Here is a 15856-nt window from a genome sequence, read left to right as displayed (position 1 = left end):
ACTCACAAAACTATCAACACTTTATCCAATAACTAGATATTTACCCCTATAAAAGCGCCAAAAACGTCAATCCACAGGACGAAATATCCGACAATCAAGAAAAAGTGTCGACATTAACCGAAGCTCGGAGCAACCCATGGACTCTTCCCACCTCCCACTGTCCGGTCGGGTCGCGATCGTGACCGGCGCCGCGGGCGACCTGGGCGCGGCGATCGCCGGCCGCTTCCTGCTGGCCGGCGCCAGCGTGGCATGGCTGGATCGGAACCAGGCCGAGGCGGAGGCGCGCATCGGCCGGGGACCCTGCCCGGAACGCAGCCTGGCACTGGGCTGCGACGTGGCCGACGCCGGGTCTTCGCGCCAGGCGGTCGAAGCCGCGGTTGCCCATTTCGGCGCGCTGCACGTCCTGGTCAACAACGCGGCCATCGTGTCGCCACGGCTGCCGCTGGCCGAACTGGGGGTGGATGACTGGCAACAGGCGCTGGACGTGAACGTGACCGGCGCCTTCCTGATGGCCAAGTGGGCCATTCCGCACCTGCTGGGCGCGCCGGGCGCGGTCGTCCTGAACGTCGCGTCCCAGCTCGGCCACGTGACCAATCCCGGCGCGGGCGCCTACAGCACCAGCAAGGCGGCCCTGCTGGGCCTGACCCGCTCGATCGCCGTGGACTATGCGCAGCAGGGTATCCGCGCCGTCAGCCTGTCGCCGGGATCGGTGATGACCAGCCGGCTCACTCGCCGGTACGGCTGCGAAGCGGCCGCGAGCGCCCAACTGGCGCCCCGCCATCCCATGGGCCGCATCGCCACCCCTGCCGAGATCGCCGAGGCGGCGCTGTTCCTGGCCAGCGACGCGGCGGCCTTCGTCACGGGCACGGACCTGCTGGCCGATGGCGGGTATACGGCGGTGTAGCGCCGACCCCTTATGCGCCGCGCCATGGCGGTTCCTCCTGTCCGTGCGTGCCGGCGTTTCAGGCGTCCGGCATGTAGGTCAACGCGCCGTCCCGGATCCGAGCTGCCGACGTATACGGATGAACCTCGCTCTTCCCGGGCCCCAGGATGTGCCTGACGCAGACGCCCCTCGCCTTCAGGTAATCGGCGATCAGCGACCGGTGGCATCGCCACCACACGGCTTCCGCGCACATGACGGCGGTCCGCCGGCGGCGAGCCAATGCCAGCAGCCGATCGACGCCCAGGCGAAAGTCTTCGGTCTCCATGTAGTCCGCATACCCGCGGAACGATGGGTTGCGCCATACGGTGTTATGGGAATCCGCAAGGGGGGAACGCCGGCCGCCGAGTTCCGGCAGCGGCACATACTCCACCCCGGCCTGCGCCAGCGCGCGGCCCAGCGCATCCGGATTGAAGTGAGGATACTTGCGTGAACCCGCGTGCCGCCGCACGTCGGCGATCGCCTCGATGTCATGGGCGGCCAGCATCGCCAGGAACGCTTCCAGGGAATGCGTGGAATGTCCCACCGTCCACACTTCCAGCCCTGCCGTTTCCATCGCCATGCTCCTCGTCCTTTCGCGTGTCTGCGCTATAAGCTCGCTCGCCGCAAGGTGTTGCGCCCCTCGGCCTTGGCCTGGTAGAGCGCGGCATCCACACGGTCGAAGACCTCGGCCGTGCGGCGTTCGCCCCGGAAGATGCCGAACCCTATCGACGCCGTCACGACGCCATGCGGCGGATTGCCCCGATGAGCAATCCCCATGCCCGCGATGGCCGTGCGCATCCCGTCGCAGAAACACTCGCCCTCGGCGTCCTCTCTCAGGCGGCAGGCCACCAGGAACTCTTCGCCGCCTATCCGGAAGACCCGGTCGTCGGACCGGCCCAGCATGCCGCGCAACAGGCCGCCCACGCGCTTGAGCACCCGGTCGCCCGCGGCATGGCCATAGCGGTCGTTGTAGGCCTTGAAGTTGTCGACGTCGAGGATCGCCACGCACTTCAACAACCCGTCGTCGGCCGCTTCGACGAAGGGGGGAAACTCCAGCGTGTAGGCGCGGCGGTTGGGAACGCCCGATAAGGGATCCAGCAGCGAGGACCTGGCGTCGGTGATGTCGGTGAAGATCCAGATCCGCGCGCGGAAGGATCCATCCGCAGCGAAGGGCACGCTGCGGCGGGCGAAGACGCGTCCATCCTTGAAGTGCAGTTCGTCGCGGTAGGCCTCATCCGTGGGATGAAGGGCCTCGACGTGTTCCAGGAAGCGGCCGGGATCGGCAAGCTGGTCGCTGGCGTGGGCCAGCATCCGGCTTTCGCTCCATCCTTCCCAGGCCTCCTCCGGAAACTGCCACAGCAGCATGAAGGCCTTGTTGGCATAGATCACCCGCCTGTCGGCATCGACCAGCAGCACGCCATCGGGCAGCGCATCCAGCGCAAACCTGAAGACCCCCGCCGGCACGGGCGTTCTGGGCAGGCTCCCGGCCATGGCGGGTTTTCTTGTTATCAGGCTCATACGCGGCACGCCGTCGACGGACAGGGACCTAAGATAGCGCACTCGCGGCAGCCGCGCATGCCGGCCCCGCGGTCACTGGATCCGGATGTTCCGCCTGCGCACGATGTCTCCCAGCTCCGCCTGGCTGCGCAGGAAGAACGCCCGGAACTGCTCGGGCGTGCCGGGATCCGGAATGAAGCCGCGCTCGCGCAGTTCCTTGTCCACCTCGGGCTGTTGCAGCGTCTCGCGTATCGCGGCGGCCAGGGTCTTCAGTACCCGCGGCGGGATACCCTTGGGGGCCAGCACGCCTTGCCAGCTGTACATGTCGAACCCGGGATAGCCGCTTTCGTGCACGGTGGGCACGTCGGGAAGATACGGCAGGCGCTCGCGGGTGGATACCAGCAAGACTTTCAGCTTGCCCGTGCGCAGGTAGGGCAGCGCCGTGGCGGGATCGGAAAAATAGAGGTCGATCTGGCCGCCCAGGAGATCGCGCATGGCCGGCGCCGCCCCCGGAAACGGCACGTGGGTCGGATGCACGCCCACTCGTGCGGCCAGGGCCTCCATGGTCAAGTGGTTCATCCCGCCCTGCCCCCAGCTTCCATAAGTGAGCCGGTCGCCGCGTTCCTTCATGTAGGCGAAGAGCCCCGCGGCGTCCGAGACGGGCAGATCCCGTCGCGCCAGCAGGAGCAAGGGCGTGCGCACCAGGAGCGCCACGAAATCGAGGTCACGCTGCGCGGAATACTTCAGGCCGGGATACAGCGCGGCATTGACGGCGATCTGCTCGGCGGTGTTCATCACGGTGTAGCCGTCACGCGCGGCGGACAGCAGCGCCTGCGTGCCGATGATGGTGTTGCCGCCCGGCCGGTTGTCCACCACGATCGGCTGCCCGAGCGTGCGCGACAGCCGCTGCGTGACGACACGCGCCACGTTGTCGGCGCCGCCCCCTGGCGGATAGGGAACCAGCCACCGGATGGGATGCGCCGGATAGTCCCGGGCCATGGCGCCGGCGGCGACCAGGCACGACAACAACGCGAATACCGCCGTGATGTACCGCATGGCGCCTCCGTTCTAAAACGATCGTTTTATTTCTATTAATTTATCCCAAATATTGGGATACGTATTTATTTTTTATACGATCGTTTCAGAAAGGGATGCCATGCGGGGACTCGCCGTCAGCCAGGCCGGTTGTGGACGGGGGTACCGTCCTTTCCATGCCGGCGCTACGCGGCCCCTACGACATCTTCAACGGCACACCCGTCTTGGCCTGGATCTCCTCGGCGCTGACGCCTTCCGCCAGCTCCACCAGCACCAGCCCGTCCGCCGTCACATCGATCACGCCAAGGTCGGTGATGATGCGGTCCACGACACCGACGCCCGTCAGGGGCAGCGTGCACTCGGGCAGTATCTTCAGCTCGTAGCCGCCATCCTTCTTCCTGGCCACGTGCTCCATCAGGATCACCACCCGCTCGACGCCGGCCACGAGGTCCATCGCGCCCCCCATGCCCTTGACCATCTTGCCGGGGATCATCCAGTTGGCCAGGTCGCCCTTCCCGCTGACCTGCATGGCGCCCAGGATGGACAGGTTGATCTTGCCGCCGCGGATCATCGCGAAGCTCTGGTCGCTGCCGAAGATCGACGATCCCGGCAGCGTGGTCACGGTCTGCTTGCCCGCGTTGATGAGGTCCGCATCCACCTGGTCCTCGGTCGGGAACGGGCCGATGCCCAGCATGCCGTTCTCGGACTGCAGCCAGACCTCGATATCGCCCGGCACGTGGTTGGCCACCAGGGTCGGGATGCCGATCCCCAGATTCACGTAGAAACCGTCGCGCAGTTCCCGGGCGGCCCGCGCCGCCATCTGGTCCTTGCTCCATGCCATGATCAATTCTCCGCCTTGGTCGTCGTGCGCTGTTCGATCCGTTTTTCAGGATGGCTGTTCTGCACGATGCGATGGATGTAGATGCCCGGCAGATGGATGTCGTCGGGCGCCAGATCGCCGACCTCGACGATCTCCTCGACCTCGGCAATGGTAATCCTTCCCGCCGTGGCGGCCGCCGGATTGAAGTTGCGAGCCGTGTAGCGGAAGCGCAGGTTGCCGGCACGGTCGGCCACATGCGCCTTGACCAGGGCCACGTCGGGCACCAGGGACCGTTCCATCACATAGGTTTCCCCGTCGAACTCGCGAAGCTCCTTGCCTTCGGCGACCAGGGTCCCCACGCCCGTCTTGGTGAAAAAGGCCGGGATGCCCGCCCCGCCGGCGCGCAGCTTCTCGGCCAGCGTGCCCTGCGGCGTGAACTCCAGCTCCAGCTCGCCGCTCAGGTACTGGCGTTCGAACTCCTTGTTCTCGCCCACGTAGGACGAGATCATCTTCCGGATCTGCCGCGTCTCCAGCAGCTTGCCCAGCCCGAAGCCGTCCACGCCGGCGTTGTTCGAGATCACGGTCAGGCCCTTGACGCCCGAGGCACGCAGTGCCTCGATCAGCGCCTCCGGGATACCGCACAGGCCGAAGCCGCCCACCGCGATCATCTGCTCGTCTTTCACGACGCCCGCGAGCGCATCGGGGGCGGATGGATAAATCTTGTTCACGACACCTCCTCCAAGGACTGGAACCACCGCATCGCCTTCGCGGCCAGGGGCTGGCGCAAGGCGAGCGTTTGAAAGATACTACGTAGCCATCTACGTAGTTTTGCTTAGGAGCGCCGGTGTCCACCGACTCGGACTATCGCCTGGCCTTCGAGATGGCGCCCATCGGCCTCGCTCTCTCGAAGAACCGGATCATCGTCGACTGCAACAGCTATGTCTGCGACGTCTTCCACGCGTCCCGGGAAATCCTGCTGGGCGCGTCGTTCCGCGAGCTGTATCCCACGACCGAGGAATTCGAGCGCCTGGGCAGGCGCATCGCCCCCATCCTGAACAAGCATGGGCGCTATGCCGATACGCGTATCATGAAGCGCGCCACCGGCCAGCACTTCTGGTGCCGCGTGACCGGCCGGGCCTTCAACCGCGAGCGCCCGCACGAGGCAGGGATCTGGACCTTCGAGGATGTCAGCGCCGAGCGGCCGCACACGTCGGAGGCCCTGACGCCTCGCGAGCGCGAAGTCGCATCGCGACTCCTGGACGGCAAGACCTCGAAAGTGATCGCCCGGGAACTCGGCATCAGTCCGCGCACGGTGGAGGTGTTTCGCGCGAGTCTGATGAAGAAATTTTCAGCGACGAATACGGCGGACCTGATTCATCGGATGCTGTCGGCTTGAACGAGGATATGGCAACACATGAAAGGACTTCAGATGAAAGCACCCCTGGTAATCGGCCTTGCCCTGGCGGCGGGATGCGCGGACATGCCCGATAGGGCCGGGACCGCCCGGATCGCAAACCCGGCGTCCGAGTACTGCATCGAACAAGGCGGCAGGGTCGAGCTGCGCCAGGAAGCGAATGGAACGGTGGGCTATTGCCACCTTCCGGACGGACGCGTGGTCGAGGAATGGATGCTGTTTCGAAGCAAGACGGGCGGCAACCGGCAGTAATCCGCCTCCCCTTCCCGCCGTCCTATGGCGGGGTTTCGTCAAGGGCGGGTGCCTCCGGCATGGGGACGAAGCCGGGCAATGCTTCGACACGTTCCAGCCAGGCTCTGATAGCCGGGTACGCCTCCAGGGACAGCCCACCCTCCGGCGCATGCGCGATATAGGTATACGCCGCGACATCCGCCAGCGAGGGATGTTCCCCGATGGCGAACATCCGCCCCGACAGCATCGACTCCAGCACAGGAAAGAGCTTCATGCTGATCTCCACCGCATGGCCCATGGGGACCAGTTCCTCGCCATAGACCCGCAATCGCCGCGCCGCGCACGGACCGAACGCGATCGGTCCGGCCGCCAGCGAGAACCATTGCTGCACGAGCGCACTTCCTTCGGCGTCCTCAGGCAGCCAGGCAGGCCCGCCGTACTTCTTCGCCAGGTACACCAGGATGGCGTTCGAATCGTGAAGAATCGTGTCGCCGTCGACGATGGCGGGGACCTGCCCGAAAGGATTCATCGCCAGGAACTCGGGCGTCCTCAGGACGCCGCCGTGCGGATCGACATCGATCTTCTCGTAGGGCAGTCCGAGCAGGGACAGCAACAACTGCACGCGATGGCCGTGTCCCGAGTACGTCATCGAATACAGGCGGATGGGCATGGCGGCGGCTCCGGTCAAGGCCGCGCCACGCCGCTTCCCCAGATCTGGGCAAAGCGCAGCAGGCCAGTCCCTGAATGGCAGTTCACATACTCAAAGGAAGGCGTGCTGCCGATCACGAAGACTTCATGCCAGGTGACGACGCTGCGTTCGGCCCCGTACTGCCGGCGCTTGGCCAGCGCGTGCCTGAAGATGTCGAGGTGGCTCTTGTGGCTGGCCGCCCACCGCTCGAGCGGCGCCAGGGAAAGGAAATAGCCGTGCTTGGACGTTTCCCTGAGCTCGTTGCCTTCGCGGTCCAGCGCGACCAGCGAACGCAGGGACAGGCACCCTGTCGTGCCGGCATGGTCCTTGAGATACGCCATGCCCGTGTCCAGCTTGGGCTGCAGATTGGCGTAATAGTCGTCCAGCTGCTCGCCTTCGGCCCGCGCCCAATACTGGCCCGAGCGGATGTTCACCACGTTGGGCGGTACGTCTATCCTGATCCGCCTGCCGGCGCCGGCATCGAACCCGCCTTCGGGAGCCTCGTCCCCATGGGGGGAGTCCAGCGGATCAACGGCCGAAATGGGAAGCCGGTCGCGCATCGCGCCGAAATAGCCGGCGACATACATGGGCTCCAGTTCGCAGCCGTTCGTGCGCGCGATGCCCGCACGGTAGTAAGGTTCGGAGAAAATCGTCTCGACCCGGTCGTAGGGCACGACCAGGGTTTCGCGCCAATGGCCCACCGCTTCCTTTTCCCGGTCCGGCGATGCGAACCAGCCGTTGAATGCGTCGCGGTGCTTCCAGGCCGCGTACCGCGTCAGGTCGACCCAGTATGCGATGACGATGGAATTGGCGAAGCCGGCCTCGTCCGTGCAACGGACCTCGTCGAAGCAATCCGGCCCCCACGGGCTGGCGAATGCCGCCCGGGCCCTGTCGAAGAAGGCCCGTTCCGCGCCCAGGTCCGAGGGCTGGCGCTGTACGGCGATGTAGTCCGCCACGACCGTCGTGACGGGTGCGCTCCACCGGACCTGGAACTTCGGTGCCGCCGGGGCGAAGTCCCCCGGCCGCCGGGCCGGTATCGTACGCGGGTATTCGATATGAAAACTCATGCTGGGCTCACTGATGCGGATGCTCAGGCTCGGCCAGGGGCGCCGTGCAGCCCCGGCGACTCTTCTTCGACGGGCTGCTCGCGCAGGAACAGGCCGCCTATCACCACCGACAAGGCCGCGAAGATCACCGGATACCAGAGGCCGAAGTAGATGTCGCCGGTAAAGGCGACCATCGCGAACGCCACGGCGGGAAAAAAACCCCCGAAGATCCCGTTCCCCACATGGTAGGGGAAAGACAGCGCGGTATATCGGACACGGGCGGGGAACATCTCGACCAGCGCGGCGGCAAGAGGAGCATAGACCATCGCGAAAAAGACGCACAGGATGACCAGCAGCAGTATCACCATCCCGTGGTTGACCCGCGCGGGATCCGCCTGGCTGGAGTAGCCGGCCTGCTCGAGCGTGGACTTCAGCGCCGCGGCGTCGAAGCCGGTCAACGTGGTGCCCCCGATCTGCGTGACGGGGCTGACGGCGGCCGGATCCGCGACGTTGTCGTAGGGCACGCCCGACTTGGCCAGCAAGGCCTTGACGTTGTCGCATTCCGTCACGGGCGGATTCTTGCCCAGCAGGTCGATCTGCACGTTGCAGGTGCCGGGCGCGGCGCGCACCGTGACCGGGCTGGACGTCGAGGCCGCCTGCAGGCCGGGATTGGCGTATTGCGTCAGCGCCTTGAAGACCGGGAAGATCGTCAGCGCAGCAAGCAGGCAGCCCGTCAGGATCACCTTCTTGCGGCCGATCTTGTCCGAGATGGCCGCGGCGCACCACATCATGGGCAGGCAGATCGCCAGGGAAATGGCGTTCAGGAAGCTGGCCGTGCCTATGTCCAGCCTGAGCGTCTGGGTAAGAAAGAAGAACGAATAGGTCTGCGCCGTGTAGAGCACCGTCGTCACGCCCATGACCAGGCCGAACAGGGCGATCAGCATGGCCTTGATGTTGGCCCAGCTGCCGAAGGTTTCCTTGATCGGCTGCCTGGACGTCTTGCCCTCGGCCTTCATCTTCATGTAGACGGGAGATTCATGCAGCACCGTGCGGATATAGACCGAGATCGCCAGCATGACCGCGGAAAGCAGGAACGGAATGCGCCAGGCCCATTCCTCGAAGGCCTCGCCGAAGCTCGTGCGGCAGACATAGACCACGAGCAGCGCCAGGATGGAGCCGCCGGCGCCGGTCATCTGGATCCAGCTGGTATTGCGCCCTTTCCTACCCGGGCTGGCATGCTCGGCCACGTAGATCGCGGCCCCCCCGTATTCGCCGCCCAGGCCCAGGCCCTGCAGCACCCGCAGCAAGAGCAGGAGAATCGGCGCCAGAATGCCGACCTGCGCATACGTCGGAATCAGGCCCACGCAGAATGTGGCGCCGCCCATCAGCACGATGGTGATGAGGAAGGTGTACTTGCGCCCGATCATGTCGCCCAGGCGGCCGAACAGCAGCGCCCCCAGCGGACGCACGGCAAAGCCGACGCCGAAGGCGATCAGCGCGAACAGATACGCGCTGGACGGCGACAACGGCGCGAAGAACAGCTTCGAGAACACCGACGCCACCGCGCCAAACAGGAAAAAGTCGTACCACTCGAACAGCGTGCCCAGCGTGGACCCGACGATGACGAGACGTTCGTGTTTCTTGGAATGCTTGATCGTTGATGTTTGTGCCGACATGATTTCTCCCAATTCCCCAACGACTATCGACGCGCTCAGTCGGCCACGAAAGTGACTGGCTGCATGGGCGTGGTGTTCACGGTCAGACTGAAAATGTCCGGGCGGGAATAATGGCCGCAGACGTCGAAATCCACGTTGCTGGCCCTGCCTATCCCGGTATCGATGTCCGCGTACAGGATCGTCTCGGTATCGAACACCGGCCCCGCCAGGACCTCGCCCAGGGGACTCACGATCATGCTGCCGCCACGCATGAGATAGTCCTCGTCCGCCGCCTGCATGCCGAAATCCTCGCGATAGAACGGCGGATACTCGCCCAGCCTGATGGCCTGGCACGCGCTCAGCACGTGCACCCGCCCTTCCAGGGCGACGTGGATCATCGTGGGCGCCCAGCTGGCACGGTCATCGGCGGTCGGGGCGCAGTAGATTTCCGTCCCCTGCGCGTACATCGCCTGCCGGAATGCCGGCATGTAGTTCTCCCAGCAGATGACCGAACCGATGCGGCCCAGCGGGGAATCCACCGGAGCGATCGTCGAGCCGTCGCCAAAACCCCAGATGATGCGTTCCTGGCCGGTCGGCATCAGCTTGCGGTGAAAGCCGGCCAGGCCGGCTCCAGGGGCAAGCGTGACGCTGGTGCAGTACAGCGTGCGCCCCATCCGCTCGATCACCCCCATCACGACGTGGACACCCGTCTCGGCACAGACCTCGCCCAGCAACGCCAGCTCGGGACCATCCAGGGTAACGGCACCCTCCATGTAGCGCCGGAAATGCGCCCGTCCGATATCCGTGCGGCGGCCGACCACGGTCCCGAACGCGGAACCCTTGGGATATCCCCCAAGAAAGGCTTCCGGAAAAACGATCAGCGACGCCCCTTCCCCCGCGGCGGTACGGATCAGGCCGGCAGCCTTCTCCGCCGTCTTCTGCGGCTCGAAGGGGACCGACGATGCTTGGACGACAGCAGCCTTGAACATCCACATACTCCCGAGGCGACATTTTCAGTGGGCCTCCATTCTCGTGACAGCCAGGTGTCCCGTCCATCCGAACGTATCGAACATCATGTTCTAATAAACTGCACACCAGGACATAAGACTCCCATGCAGATCCCCGCCTACCGCTACTTCCTCGCCGTCGCCGAAACCGGGTCGATCCGGCGTGCCGCCGAGCTGATGCATCTGAGCCCGTCGGCCATCAGCCGCCAGGTCCAACTGCTCGAACACGCGTTTCGCTCCCCCCTGTTCGAGCGGAGCCAGACCGGCATGGTACTGACCGAAGAAGGCCGCATCGTGGCCGCGCAGATGCGCAACAGCCTGCGCGACATGGAGCTTGCGCGGGCGCGCATCGATGAACTGCACGGGCTGGTGCGGGGCAACGTCGGCCTCGCCTCGATCGAAGGCGTCATGACCGGCTGGCTGCTGCCCGCCATCTCCCGGTTCCGCGCCTCGCACCCGGGCATCACCTTCGATGCCCGGGTCGCCGGCTCGGAACAGGTCCTGCGCCTGGTCCACGACGGCACGGTGGACCTCGGCATTGCGCTGGCGCCGGACGAACACGACCCCGACCTGGAGATCGTCCACCGCTTCGTCACGCGCTACGTCGTAGCCGTCGCGCCGGACCATGCGCTGGCCCGGCGCCGCCGCGTCGACCTGAAGACGCTGCTCGCGCAGCCGCTGGCCCTGCTCGATGCGAACTTCGAGACCCGGCGCTGGCTCAACCAGGCCGCGACGCGCCGGCAACTGCCGCTCACGGCCGTCCTCAACCTGGACCACATCGAGAGCATCAAGCGCGCCGTGCGTGGCGGGGAACTTGCCACGGTGCTGCCGGACTATGCGGTGACCACCGACGCGGCGGCCGGGGAGCTTGTGATGATCGAACTGGAAGGCGCCTCGGCGGCGCGGACGGCCACCGTGCTGTGCTGCCGGAGGGGCCGGGTACAGACACGCGCGGCGCGGGCGGTCATCGACCTGCTGGCCGGCTGCGCGCCGGCCTGAGCCGGATACCGCGCGTCAGCCCCGCCGCGCGGCCACGATCGCGGCGACGTCGATTTTCTTCATCTCCATCATCGCCGCGAACGCGCGCTTGGCTTCCCCGCCGCCGGCAGCCAGGGCCTCGGTCAGCACGCGCGGCGTGATCTGCCAGGAAATACCCCATTTATCCTTGCACCAGCCGCATGCGCTTTCCTGGCCGCCGTTGCCGACGATGGCGTTCCAGTAGCGATCGGTTTCTTCCTGGTCATCGGTGGCGATCTGGAACGAGAACGCCTCGTTGTGCCTGAAGGCCGGCCCGCCGTTCAAGCCCAGGCAGGGAATGCCGGCCACCGTGAACTGGACCGTCAGCACGTCGCCGGTCTTGCCGGATGGATAGTCGCCGGGAGCACGGTGGACGGCGTGCACCGCGCTGTCGGGAAAAGTCTTGGCGTAGAAGCGGGCCGCCTCCTCGGCGTCCTTGTCGTACCACAGGCAGATCGTGTTCTTGGCGATGGTCATGGCGGGTTCTCCTGCATCGGGAAGACGTCTGGGAAGATTACGCCAGTCGGGGATGGCGGGCGGGTCCGCGAACATTTTGAAGCCATTTTGCCTTGGGGCGGCCCGGCGGCAAGAAAAACCCCTTGATCCTCAACTGAATCAAGGGGCTTTCACGTTCTCTGGCGGAAGCGGTGAGATTCGAACTCACGAACGGTTGCCCGTTGCCGGTTTTCAAGACCGGTGCAATCGACCACTCTGCCACGCTTCCCTATGCGGCGCCAGGAGCGGAATGATAATCCATTTTAGCCCTCCCGCCCCTGCCGGCCCGCCTAGAAGCTGGCCCCATCCACCCGCTTGATCTGCAAGGCGTCCAGGTCGATGGACGGCACGCAGCGCAGGTTCACCGCCCGCATGGGCGTGCCGTCGGGCATGGCGCCGCGGGCGAAGGATTGCGTGCCGCAGGTGGCGCAGAACATGTGCTCGATCTTGTGGGCGTGGAAGAAATAGGACCGCAACTGGTCCTGGCCCTGCTTCAGCCTGAACTGGCCTTCGGGCACGAAGCTCAGCAGGAAACCCTTGCGGCGGCAATGGGAGCAGTTGCAGCTCATGGCCTGGGCGGGCACGGGGGCGTCGACCTCGAACGCGACGGCCCCGCAATGGCAACTTCCTTCGTACGACATGCTTGGTCTCCTTGTTCGTTCAGGCCGCCTCGACGTCGAAGCGCGGCACGGCGTCCAGCAGCTGCCGGGTATAGGCGTGGTCCGGCCGGGTCAGGACTCGCTCGGCCGGGCCGGTCTCGACGATGCGGCCGCCCTGCATGACGGCGATGTCGTCGGCCAGGTATTCGACCACGCCGAAGTTGTGGGTGATGAACAGGTAGGCGATACCCATGTCCCGCTGCAAGGCGTGCAGCAGGTTGAGGATCTGCGCCTGCACCGAGACGTCCAGCGCCGAGGTCGGTTCATCGCACACCATGAGCTTGGGCTCGACCGCCAGGGCGCGGGCGATGGCGATGCGCTGGCGCTGGCCACCCGAGAATTCGTGCGGGTAGCGGTCGCGGGCATCGGCGCGCAGCCCGACCTGGTCCAGCAGGCGCAGCATGGCGGCCTGGCGGCTGGCGGCGTCCAGGTCGGGACGCAGCGAGGCCAAGCCCTCGTCCAGGATCTCGCCCACGCGCATGCGGGGATTCAGCGAGGCGTAGGGGTCCTGGAAGATGATCTGGATGTCGCGCCGCAGGCGCTTGAGCTGGCGGCCGCCGGCCCGCAGCAGGTCGTGCCCCTGGAGACTGGCCTGGCCCGAGATCGTGGCCACGCCGTCCAGCAGGCGCAGCAAGGCCTTGCCGGTGGTGGTCTTGCCGCAGCCCGATTCGCCGACCAGGGCGAGCGTCCTGCCGGTATCCAGCGACAGGCTCACGCCGTCCACCGCCTTGACCCAGCCGGTGGTGCGGCGCAGCACGCCCTTGCGGATGGGGAAATGGACCTTGAGGTCGGTCACGCTCAAGAGACCGGATCCGGGCGCGGAGGCGGCGCAAGCCGGCGCGGGCGCCGCCACGGCGGCCTCGGACGGCGCCACGACGTGCACCTCGGGCAGCGGCTCGGCCTTGCCCGCCGCGCGGGCGGCGTCGATCTCGGCCAGCCGGACGCAGCGCACGGCGTGTTCGGGCGCATCCTGGACCAGGGGCGGCGGCGCGGCGTCGCATTCGGCTGCGTGGGCCGGGCAGCGCTGGGCGAAGCGGCAGCCGCCGAAAGCCTGGTTCAGGGCGGGCACGGTGCCGGGAATGGCGGCCAGGTGCTCGCCGCGGCGGCCCATGCTGGGCAGCGCGCCGAACAGCAGCCGCGCATAAGGATGGCGGGGATGGCGGAAGAATTCGTCGGCCGGCGCGGACTCGACGATCTGGCCGGCATACATCAGCGCGACGTGGTGGGCCATGCTGCGCACGATGCCCAGGTCGTGCGTGATGAGCATCATCGCCATGCCGAGCTGGGCCTGCAGGGCGCTCAGCAGTTCCAGGATCTGCGCCTGGATGGTGACGTCCAGCGCCGTGGTGGGCTCGTCGGCGATCAGCAGTTCCGGTTCGGCCGCCAGCGCGATCGCGATCATGACGCGCTGTTTCTGGCCGCCCGACAACTGGAAGGGATAGTCGTCCACCCGCCGCTCGGGCTCGGGTATGCCGACCCGCCGCAGCCACTCGACGGCCTTGGCGCGCGCGGCCGCCCCGCGCAGCGAGGTATGGGTGGCGATGGTCTCGACGATCTGGTCGCCCACCCGCATGACCGGGTTCAGGCTGGTGGCGGGTTCCTGGAAGATGATGCTGATCTTGCGGCCCCGCACGGTGCGCATGTCGCGCTCGGGCAGGCGGTTCAGGTCCACGCCTTCGAGCAAGGTCTGGCCGCGCTCGATCCGCCCGGCGTCGGGCAGGAGCCGCATCAGCGCCAGCGCGGTCATGCTCTTGCCGCAGCCGGATTCGCCCACCAGCGCGAAGGTCTGGCCGCGCGCGATGGCCAGGTCGAGCGCATCCACGGCATGGACAACGCCGTGGTCGCTGTCGAGCCGGACGTCCAGGCGGCGCACGTCCAGCATGGCGGTTTCCGCGGGGGCGTTCATCAGCGGTCCTCCAGCATCTTGGCCGAACGGGCCCTGGCCCACGCCGGCCGGTAGGCCCGGGCGCGCGGGTCGAAGGCCTCGCGCACGGCGTCGGCGAACAGGTTGGCGGACAGCACCAGGGCCAGCATGAAGGCGAAGGCCGACAGCAGGCTCCACCAGATCATGGGATCGCGCGACATTTCCAGCCGCGCCAGGTTGATCATGGATCCGAACGAATTCATGGAGGGATCGACGCCCACGCCCAGGTAGGACAGCACGGCCTCGTACAGCACCAGGGTCGAGAAATCCAGCACCACGGTGATCAGCACGATATGCATGACATTGGGCAGCAGGTGGCGGGTCATGATGCGCACCGGCGAGGCGCCGAAGGCGCGCGCGGCCAGCACGTAGTCGAGTTCGCGCAGCTTGAGCGTCTCGGCCCGCAGCAGCCGGCACAGCCCCGCCCAGCCGGTCACGCCCAGGATGATGCACAGCAGGAACAGGCGTAGGTCGGCGCGTTCGGCGCCGGTCTCGAACAGGTCGGGATTGTTGTCGATGAAGACCTGCACCATGAGCACGCAGGCGGCGATCAGCAGCACGCCCGGAATGGAGGTCAGCGTGGTGTAGACGTACTGGATGATGTCGTCGACCCAGCCCTTGAAATAGCCGGCCATGATGCCCAGCGCCAGGGCCAGCGGCAGGGTCGCCAGGGTGGTCAGGCTGCCGATCACCAGCGCGGTGCGGAAACTCTTGACGGTCTGCACGAGGACGTCGTTGCCGGTGCTGTCGGTGCCCATGACGTGATAGCCGGTGGACAGGGATACGGCCGCGCCCGCCAGGATGGCGATGATGCCGAAGGTCAGCAGCATGGGCGCCAGCGGCACGGCGGTGCGCCGGTGGACGATGTCGCGCCACGCCACGGCAAAGCCCTGCCCGCCGCGATGCGCCAGGGCGCCCGCCACCAGCAGGGCCACGGCGCCGGCAAGCAGGCCGCCGGCCACGACGCCCACGGCCGTGCGCCGCAGCACGTCCCCCAGCCATTGCGTGTCGGGGTCGGTCAGGTGCGCGCCGCCGTGGCGCAGGCGCGGATAGTCCCGCACCGGCTTGCCGTCCACCAACATGGATTCCTTGGTGAACTGGCGCACCGCCAGCGGGGCCGAGTAGGTCTTCTCGCGCCCCGCCATGGGTTTTTCCAGCAAGGCGTCGAGCACCGAGCGCGTGACCGGGGAATAGGCGCGCGCGCCTTTCCCGCCGTTGACTTCCACCGATTCCAGCAAGGGCCGGTAGTGCAGGGAATCGAGCAAGCCGATCGTCACGAACACGCCCAACACCACCACGGCGCACATGGCCGGCGTGTCGCGGGCCACCCGGGCCCAGGTGGCCCGCAGGTTGGGCGTGCGGCGGGCGTGCCAGGCGTAGCAGGCTACCCCCAGCACCAGCAGGAACAGCGCGACGTCGGTCCACAGAAAGACGATCTTGGGCATG

General features: G+C 66.6%; 17 protein-coding genes and 1 tRNA gene. 4 read left to right on the top strand and 14 right to left on the bottom strand.

The window, feature by feature from the left end; genetic code table 11:
- Positions 1-136: 136 nt before the first annotated feature.
- Positions 137-904 carry an SDR family NAD(P)-dependent oxidoreductase gene (locus CDO46_RS15520; protein WP_087839377.1) on the top strand — a complete coding sequence of 256 codons (768 nt, stop codon included), beginning with the start codon at positions 137-139 and terminating at the stop codon, positions 902-904.
- A gap of 58 nt (positions 905-962) precedes the next feature.
- Here the strand turns inward: CDO46_RS15520 and CDO46_RS15515 are convergent, their stop codons facing one another.
- From CDO46_RS15515 to CDO46_RS15495, 5 genes are all read right to left on the bottom strand, one after another.
- On the bottom strand, positions 963-1502 hold the full coding sequence (locus CDO46_RS15515) for a DUF488 family protein (protein WP_087839376.1): 540 nt from the start codon (positions 1500-1502) through the stop codon (positions 963-965).
- A 26-nt stretch (positions 1503-1528) separates the two neighbouring features.
- Complete coding sequence (locus CDO46_RS15510; protein WP_165963200.1) at positions 1529-2413, bottom strand: sensor domain-containing diguanylate cyclase; 885 nt, start codon at positions 2411-2413, stop codon at positions 1529-1531.
- Between the two features lie 99 nt (positions 2414-2512).
- Complete coding sequence (locus CDO46_RS15505) at positions 2513-3475, bottom strand: tripartite tricarboxylate transporter substrate binding protein (protein ID WP_087839374.1); 963 nt, start codon at positions 3473-3475, stop codon at positions 2513-2515.
- Between the two features lie 175 nt (positions 3476-3650).
- The gene (locus tag CDO46_RS15500) at positions 3651-4295 is read right to left on the bottom strand and encodes a 3-oxoacid CoA-transferase subunit B (RefSeq protein ID WP_087839373.1); all 645 of its coding nucleotides are present in this window, start codon (positions 4293-4295) and stop codon (positions 3651-3653) included.
- Positions 4296-4297: 2 nt separating this feature from the next.
- Positions 4298-5002 carry a CoA transferase subunit A gene (locus CDO46_RS15495; RefSeq protein WP_087839372.1) on the bottom strand — a complete coding sequence of 235 codons (705 nt, stop codon included), beginning with the start codon at positions 5000-5002 and terminating at the stop codon, positions 4298-4300.
- A gap of 116 nt (positions 5003-5118) precedes the next feature.
- Here CDO46_RS15495 and CDO46_RS15490 point away from each other — a divergent pair, with 116 nt between their 5' ends.
- Together CDO46_RS15490 and CDO46_RS15485 are read left to right on the top strand one after the other, a co-directional pair.
- Complete coding sequence (locus CDO46_RS15490; RefSeq protein WP_254914616.1) at positions 5119-5670, top strand: LuxR C-terminal-related transcriptional regulator; 552 nt, start codon at positions 5119-5121, stop codon at positions 5668-5670.
- A gap of 33 nt (positions 5671-5703) precedes the next feature.
- Positions 5704-5940 (top strand): DUF333 domain-containing protein, encoded by a 237-nt coding sequence (locus CDO46_RS15485; RefSeq protein ID WP_087839371.1) that lies wholly within the window; start codon positions 5704-5706, stop codon positions 5938-5940.
- A 22-nt stretch (positions 5941-5962) separates the two neighbouring features.
- Here CDO46_RS15485 and CDO46_RS15480 read toward each other — a convergent pair whose 3' ends face one another.
- Genes CDO46_RS15480 through CDO46_RS15465 form a run of 4 tightly spaced genes read right to left on the bottom strand, consistent with a single transcriptional unit; the run spans position 5963 to position 10303 of the window.
- Positions 5963-6589 (bottom strand): glutathione S-transferase family protein, encoded by a 627-nt coding sequence (locus tag CDO46_RS15480; RefSeq protein WP_087839370.1) that lies wholly within the window; start codon positions 6587-6589, stop codon positions 5963-5965.
- Positions 6590-6603: 14 nt separating this feature from the next.
- Positions 6604-7674: a phenylacetaldoxime dehydratase family protein gene (locus CDO46_RS15475; protein WP_087839369.1), complete on the bottom strand. Its 1071-nt coding sequence runs from the start codon at positions 7672-7674 to the stop codon at positions 6604-6606.
- A 23-nt stretch (positions 7675-7697) separates the two neighbouring features.
- Complete coding sequence (locus CDO46_RS15470; protein ID WP_087839368.1) at positions 7698-9329, bottom strand: MFS transporter; 1632 nt, start codon at positions 9327-9329, stop codon at positions 7698-7700.
- Between the two features lie 35 nt (positions 9330-9364).
- Complete coding sequence (locus CDO46_RS15465) at positions 9365-10303, bottom strand: carbon-nitrogen hydrolase family protein (protein WP_207958655.1); 939 nt, start codon at positions 10301-10303, stop codon at positions 9365-9367.
- 117 nt (positions 10304-10420) lie between these two features.
- Here CDO46_RS15465 and CDO46_RS15460 point away from each other — a divergent pair, with 117 nt between their 5' ends.
- Positions 10421-11314, top strand: coding sequence for a LysR family transcriptional regulator (locus CDO46_RS15460; protein ID WP_087839367.1), 894 nt, complete (start codon positions 10421-10423; stop codon positions 11312-11314).
- A 15-nt stretch (positions 11315-11329) separates the two neighbouring features.
- Here CDO46_RS15460 and CDO46_RS15455 read toward each other — a convergent pair whose 3' ends face one another.
- The 5 genes from CDO46_RS15455 to CDO46_RS15435 all read right to left on the bottom strand — a co-directional run bounded on the left by CDO46_RS15455 (position 11330) and on the right by CDO46_RS15435 (position 15855).
- Positions 11330-11809 (bottom strand): VOC family protein, encoded by a 480-nt coding sequence (locus tag CDO46_RS15455; protein ID WP_087839366.1) that lies wholly within the window; start codon positions 11807-11809, stop codon positions 11330-11332.
- A 159-nt stretch (positions 11810-11968) separates the two neighbouring features.
- Positions 11969-12056 (bottom strand) — tRNA-Ser (locus CDO46_RS15450).
- A 61-nt stretch (positions 12057-12117) separates the two neighbouring features.
- On the bottom strand, positions 12118-12468 hold the full coding sequence (locus tag CDO46_RS15445; protein ID WP_087839365.1) for a GFA family protein: 351 nt from the start codon (positions 12466-12468) through the stop codon (positions 12118-12120).
- A 19-nt stretch (positions 12469-12487) separates the two neighbouring features.
- On the bottom strand, positions 12488-14392 hold the full coding sequence (locus tag CDO46_RS15440) for a dipeptide ABC transporter ATP-binding protein (protein WP_207958654.1): 1905 nt from the start codon (positions 14390-14392) through the stop codon (positions 12488-12490).
- Positions 14392-15855 (bottom strand): ABC transporter permease, encoded by a 1464-nt coding sequence (locus tag CDO46_RS15435; protein ID WP_087839364.1) that lies wholly within the window; start codon positions 15853-15855, stop codon positions 14392-14394. Before CDO46_RS15435 ends, CDO46_RS15440 begins: the two co-directional genes overlap by 1 nt.
- Position 15856 lies beyond the last annotated feature (1 nt).

Source organism: Pigmentiphaga sp. NML030171, assembly GCF_002188635.1.
Classification (GTDB): Bacteria; Pseudomonadota; Gammaproteobacteria; order Burkholderiales; family Burkholderiaceae_B; genus Pigmentiphaga; species Pigmentiphaga daeguensis.
This window is presented reverse-complemented; position numbering and strand designations above follow the sequence as displayed.